Annotated in this window: 5 protein-coding genes and 1 riboswitch; of the genes, 4 read left to right on the forward strand and 1 reads right to left on the reverse strand. The window is 70.9% G+C overall.

What is annotated here, in order from left to right; genetic code table 11:
* Positions 1–2: 2 nt before the first annotated feature.
* On the forward strand, positions 3–1,037 hold the full coding sequence (gene hpnH / locus ACFWNV_RS29340; protein WP_383952843.1) for an adenosyl-hopene transferase HpnH: 1,035 nt from the start codon (positions 3–5) through the stop codon (positions 1,035–1,037).
* Positions 1,034–2,416 (forward strand): aspartate aminotransferase family protein, encoded by a 1,383-nt coding sequence (locus ACFWNV_RS29345; protein WP_383952845.1) that lies wholly within the window; start codon positions 1,034–1,036, stop codon positions 2,414–2,416. The genes hpnH and ACFWNV_RS29345 overlap by 4 nt, the downstream gene beginning before the upstream one ends.
* A gap of 24 nt (positions 2,417–2,440) precedes the next feature.
* Here ACFWNV_RS29345 and ACFWNV_RS29350 read toward each other — a convergent pair whose 3' ends face one another.
* A complete protein-coding gene (locus ACFWNV_RS29350) occupies positions 2,441–3,247 on the reverse strand; it encodes a tyrosine-protein phosphatase (protein ID WP_383952847.1) in 807 nt (268 codons plus the stop codon).
* Positions 3,248–3,562: 315 nt separating this feature from the next.
* Positions 3,563–3,758, forward strand: a riboswitch (cyclic di-AMP (ydaO/yuaA leader).
* Between the two features lie 4 nt (positions 3,759–3,762).
* Between ACFWNV_RS29350 and ACFWNV_RS29355 the strand changes: the two genes are divergently transcribed.
* Positions 3,763–4,791: a peptidoglycan DD-metalloendopeptidase family protein gene (locus tag ACFWNV_RS29355; protein WP_383952849.1), complete on the forward strand. Its 1,029-nt coding sequence runs from the start codon at positions 3,763–3,765 to the stop codon at positions 4,789–4,791.
* 130 nt (positions 4,792–4,921) lie between these two features.
* Positions 4,922–6,070, forward strand: coding sequence for a winged helix DNA-binding domain-containing protein (locus ACFWNV_RS29360; protein ID WP_383952851.1), 1,149 nt, complete (start codon positions 4,922–4,924; stop codon positions 6,068–6,070).
* Positions 6,071–6,227 lie beyond the last annotated feature (157 nt).

Consider the following 6,227-nt stretch of genomic DNA (forward strand, 5'->3'; position numbering starts at 1 on the left):
AGATGGCCATGCCACTGCGACAGACCATCAGGGTCGGGACGTACCTGCTCGAACAGAAGCTCCGCAAGCGTGAGAAGTTCCCGCTGATCGTCGAGCTGGAACCGCTCTACGCCTGCAACCTGGCCTGCGAGGGGTGCGGGAAGATCCAGCACCCGGCCGGGGTGCTCAAGCAGCGCATGCCCGTGGCCCAGGCGGTGGGCGCCGTGATGGAATCGGGCGCGCCGATGGTGTCCATCGCGGGCGGCGAGCCCTTGATGCACCCGCAGATCGACGAGATCGTGCGCCAGTTGGTGGCCAAGCGGAAGTACGTCTTCCTCTGCACCAACGCCATGCTGCTCCGCAAGAAGATCGAGAAGTTCACGCCCTCCCCGTACTTCGCCTTCGCCGTGCACATCGACGGGCTGCGCGAGCGCCACGACGAGTCGGTGGCGAAGGAAGGCGTCTTCGACGAGGCGGTCGAGGCCATCAAGGAGGCGAAGAAGCGCGGATTCCGGGTCACGACCAACTCCACCTTCTTCAACACCGACACCCCGCAGACCATCATCGAGGTCCTCAACTACCTCAATGACGATCTCCAGGTGGACGAGATGATGATCTCGCCGGCCTACGCCTACGAAAAGGCTCCCGACCAGGAGCACTTCCTCGGCGTCGAACAGACCCGCGAACTCTTCAAGAAGGCTTTCGCCGGAGGCAACCGGCGCCGCTGGCGGCTCAACCACTCCCCGCTCTTCCTGGACTTCCTGGAAGGCAAAGCCGATTTCCCCTGCACCGCCTGGGCCATTCCGAATTACTCGCTCTTCGGCTGGCAGCGGCCCTGCTATCTGATGAGCGACGGGTACGTGCCCTCGTACCGGGAACTGATCGAGGAGACCGACTGGAGCAAGTACGGCCGCGGGAAGGACCCGCGCTGCGCGAACTGCATGGCGCACTGCGGGTACGAGCCCACGGCCGTCCTGGCCACCATGGGGTCGCTGAAGGAGTCGCTGCGGGCGGTCCGCGAGACCGTGGGGGGCGGGAGCAGGGACAAGTCGGTATGACCGGCTTCGATCTCGGCGCCCTGCTGGCCGAGCGGGGTGGCGAGCGGTACGAGCTGCACGCCCGCCACCTCAACCACCAGCTGCCGCGCATGCTGCACACCATCGGGTTCGACAAGGTCTACGTACGGGCCGAGGGAGCCCACTTCTGGGATGCCGAGGGCAACGACTACCTCGACATGCTGGCCGGGTTCGGTGTGATGGGGCTGGGCCGCCACCACCCGGTGGTCAGGCAGGCCCTGCACGACGTGCTGGACGCCCAGCTCGCCGACCTCACCCGCTTCGACTGCCAGCCGCTGCCCGGGCTGCTGGCCGAGAAGCTGCTCTCCCACAGCCCGCACCTGGACCGGGTCTTCTTCGGCAACAGCGGCACCGAGGCCGTGGAGACCGCCCTGAAGTTCGCCCGGTACGCCACCGGGCGGCCCAGGGTCCTCTACTGCCACCACGCCTTCCACGGGCTCACCACGGGCTCGCTCTCGGTCAACGGCGAGGCCGGCTTCCGCGACGGCTTCGCGCCGCTGCTGCCGGACACCGCGATCGCCCTCGGGGACCTGGCCGCCCTGGAGCGGGAGCTGAAGAAGGGGGACGTGGCGGCCCTCGTCGTCGAGCCGATCCAGGGCAAGGGGGTGCTCGCGGCCCCGCCCGGCTTCCTGCTCGCCGCACAGGAGCTGCTCCACCGGCGGGGTGCGCTGCTGATCGCCGACGAGGTGCAGACGGGCCTAGGACGGACCGGCGACTTCTACGCCTACCAGCACGAGGCCGGGGTCGAACCGGACCTGGTCTGCGTGGCGAAGGCCCTCTCCGGCGGCTATGTCCCCGTCGGCGCCACCCTGGGCAAGGACTGGATCTTCAAGAAGGTCTACTCCTCCATGGACCGGGTCCTCGTCCACTCCGCCAGCTTCGGCTCCAACGCGCAGGCGATGGCGGCCGGGCTCGCCGTCCTCTCCGTCATGGAGGACGAGCAGGTCGTGGCCAACGCCCGCGCGATGGGCGACCTGCTGCGCGGGCGGCTCGCCGCGCTCGTGGACACGTACGAACTGCTCCACGAGGTACGGGGCCGCGGGCTCATGATCGGCATCGAGTTCGGCCGGCCGTCCTCGCTCGGGCTGCGGAGCCGTTGGAGCATGCTCCAGGCGGCGCGCAAGGGGCTGTTCGCGCAGATGGTCGTGGTGCCGCTGCTGCAGAAGCACCGGATCCTCACGCAGGTCTCCGGCGACCACCTCGAAGTGATCAAGCTGATCCCGCCGCTGATCGTGGACGAGGCGGACGTCGACCGGTTCGTCGGCGCCTTCCGCGCGGTCATGGACGAGGCCCACGGCGGCGGCGCGCTGATGTGGGACTTCGGCCGGACACTGGTGAAGCAGGCCGTCGCCAACCGCTGAGACGACGGCCCGGCTCGTGGGGCCTCAGTCCAGCAGGCGGTCGCGGAGCCCGGCGAGGGTCTCGGGCGCGAGCCCGAGGCCCTCCGCCAGGTAGCGCTCCACGCCGCCCCACTCCTCGTCGATGGTGTCGAAGGCCGCGGTCAGATACGGGGCGCGGGCGTCGAAGAGCGGGGAGAGCAGCTCCATCACCTCGGGGGCACGGGCCTCGGGCGCATCGCTGCCCCGGCGGACCCGGTAGCGGTTGTGCGGGGCGTTCGACTCCAGGTAGTCCGCGACGATCGCCTCCCGCTCGACGCCCAGCGCGAGCAGGGTGACGGCGATCGACAGGCCCGCCCGGTCCTTCCCGGCGGCGCAGTGCATGAGGGCCGGGACGCTGTTCTCGGCGAGCGCCCGTACCACCCGGCCGTGCTCGGCGGTCCGGGTCCGGATCATCGTCCGGTACGAACGGGACATCCGCGCGGCGCCCTTCCCCCCGCCCAGGATCTCGCGGAGCTGCGCCAGGTCCCCGCCGCGGACCATCTTCCAGAACTCGCTGCCGTCGGCCGGATCCGTCAGCGGAATGTTGACGTTGAGCACGCCGGGCAGCTCCACGTCCGGACCCTCCAGCGCGTGGTCGGCTCCGTTGCGGAAGTCGAAGACGGTGTGCAGTCCGAGCGACCCGAGGAACTCCGCGTCGGTTTCGGTGGCATGCGCCAGATGTCCGCTTCGGAATAGTTGTCCCGACTTGACCCGTCGGCCGTCCACGGTCGGCAACCCGCCCACGTCGCGGAAGTTGCGCACTCCGGTCAGCATCGGCTCCTCGTGCGGACTCTGGGGTATCGGCTGGGTCACCGGGCTCCTCCGTGTCATCGTCGTTGATGGTGTCCGAATTACGCTACTTGCTGACAACTTGCCATAGCGAGAGGCGAGATCGGACATGCCCCCGTGAGCCAGATCATACGGTGACGGTGAGTGCCTGATCGCTAATGGCGAATTGCCTTGTCGGGGCGGCTGTTGAAGGTGCGGAATGGACGGAGGGTGACCGGAATTCCGGCAGTCCGTCATCTTCAAGATTCCGTTGGGGAATTCATGACTTGTTCCGTGCGGGCGGACTCGATTACGTTCGCGATCGATCCGGACGGACCGCCTAATCCTGCCGCCGACCGGAAACCGCACCCGACTATTCACGCGCGCGGCAGGAGCGGGGGAACCAGGTAAGCCGCTGTCCCGGATCTCGTGTCGAGATCCTTACAACCGGACAGCTCGGGGTGAAGCCGTACATGTGCTGTTCACCGGCACAGAGGCGGCCGGACATCTCCCGTCCGAACCCGACAGCTCACCTCGCAGGCGTCGGAGAGGAATGCGCCATGTCCGGAACGGGTAAGCACCGCCGTCCCAAGTCCCGCTCGATATCCCGCGGGTTCGCCGCCGCGGGCACCGGTGGCGCGGCCCTCGCGCTTCCGCTGCTCGGCGCCACCGGCGCCCACGCCGCGGGCGCCCCGGCCGCGGCCCCCGCCGCCGCTCCGGTCCAGGCGCCGCAGGCCGTGGCCGCCCAGGTGCCCGCCGCGCTCCAGGCCGCGCCGGCCGCCGCGCAGAGCGCCCCCACCGTCTACACCGTGGTGCCGGGCGACTACCTCTCCAAGATCGCCGAGAGCCGGCACCTCACCGGCGGCTGGCAGCAGCTCTACGCGGACAACCGCGAGGCCGTCGGTACCGACCCCTCGCTGATCCACCCGGGCCTCAAGCTCACGCTCGGCGCGAAGGGCTCGGCTCCGGCCGCGGCGGCCCAGTCGGCGCCGGCCGAAACGCCGAAGCCGGCCAAGAAGTCCGCTTCCTCTGCTCCTTCCGATTCTTCTGCTTCATCGGATTCCTCCAGCGCCGATGAGGCCTCCTCCGATGAGGGTTCCTCGGACGAGGGTTCCTCGGACGAGGCCGCCGCGCCCGCCCCCAAGGCCAAGGCCCCCGCCAAGCAGCAGGGCGGTTCCACCTCGACCGGCTTCGTCGCCCCGGTCGGCGGCGGCACCTCCACCGCGTACAAGACCGCCGGCTCCATGTGGTCCAGCGGCTACCACACCGGGGTCGACTTCTCCGCGAGCACCGGCACCACCGTCAAGGCGGTCGGCGCCGGCACCGTGGTCTCCGCCGGCTGGGGCGGCGCGTACGGCAACGAGGTCGTCATCCGTCACGCCGACGGCAAGTACAGCCAGTACGCGCACCTCTCCCAGCTGTCCGTCTCGTCCGGCCAGAGCGTCAGCGCCGGGCAGACCCTCGGCCTCTCCGGTGCCACGGGCAACGTGACCGGCCCGCACCTGCACTTCGAGATCCGCACCGGGCCCTCGTACGGCTCGGACATCGACCCGCTGGCCTACCTCCGGTCGAAGGGCGTCAGCATCTGAACCCGGGGCGCTGTCGGAGGTGCCGGTTAGGCTGCACGCTTCGACAGGGCACGGGACGGGACGGTCGGGGCATGAAGGCCAGCACCATGAAGGCCGGCACCATGAAGGCCAGCACCATGAAGGCCGGCACGTGAAGGTCAGCGCGGGAGAGCTCAACCGCGCGACCCTCGCACGGCAGTTGCTGCTGCGGCGCGAGGCGCTGAGCGTCGGTGACGCGGTCCGCCGGGTGGTCGCCCTGCAGGCGCAGCACGCGGCCTCGCCCTACCTCGCGCTGTGGAACCGGCTCGCCGGTTTCGACCCGGCCGAGCTCGACGCCGCCTTCACGGGGCGCGAGGTGCTCAAGTCGACGCTGATGCGGCTGACCCTGCACGCCGTGCACGCGCAGGACTACCCGTCCTTCCGGGAGGCCGTGCAGCCGTCCGTACGGGCCGCCCGGCTCGGGACCCGCTTCACGGACTCGGGGCTGACGGCCGAGGACGCCGACGTCCTCGTGCCGGAGCTGCTGGACTTCGCCGACCGGCCCCGTACGACGGCGGAGTGCGAGGCCTGGCTCGGACGGCGGCTCGGAGAGGCGCCAAGGCCCGGAGCCTGGTGGGGGCTGCGGCAGTACGCACCCCTGCTGCACGCGCCCACCGCCGCACCGTGGTCGTTCGGGGAGCGTCCGTCCTACGTCGCACCCCCGAGCCGGCCGCGCACCGTACCGGCGGACCCGGAGGCATCGGAGGAGTCGCTGCGGACGCTGGTCCTGCGCTACCTGGAGGGTTTCGGGCCGGCGTCGGCGGCGGACGTGGCGCGGTTCTCCCTGGTCCAGCGGGCCAGGGTCCGCCAGGCGCTGCGGGCGCTGGAGCTCTCCGGCAGGCTGGAGCGGCTGGCGGGGCCGGAGGGCGAGGAACTGTTCGACGTCCAGGGCGCCCCGCGTCCGGCGGGGGACACACCCGCGCCGCCCCGGCTGATGGCCATGTGGGACAGCGTGCTGCTGGCCTACGCCGACCGGAGCCGCATCGTCCCGCCGCAGTACCGCAAGCTCGTCGCACGGATGAACGGCGACACCCTGGCGACCCTGCTGGTCGACGGGCGTGTCGCCGGGGTGTGGCGCCCGGCGGGCAACGGGATCGAGGCGACCGCGTTCCACCCCCTGCCGGAGGAGGTCTGGGAGGCGCTCGCCGGCGAGGCGAAGGCGCTGACGGCCTTCCTGGCCGACCGCGAGCCCGAGGTCTACCGGCGGTACGGCCACTGGTGGAACAAACTGCCGAGCGCCGAAACCCGGCTGCTCGCCTGAACCGTGGGGCCGGGACCGGAGGGGGGTCCCGGTTCCACCCGTTCCCCACGGGGAACGGACGTGGCGCCGGCGGGTTGGCCCGGCGGGGGGGGGGGTGGCGGGGGCGGCCCGGGCGCGGGCGCGGGGGGGGTGGGTCCCGCGGGGGGGGCGGGGGAGG

It is taken from the genome of Streptomyces sp. NPDC058401, assembly GCF_042722885.1.
In the GTDB taxonomy this organism is placed as follows: Bacteria; Actinomycetota; Actinomycetes; order Streptomycetales; family Streptomycetaceae; genus Streptomyces.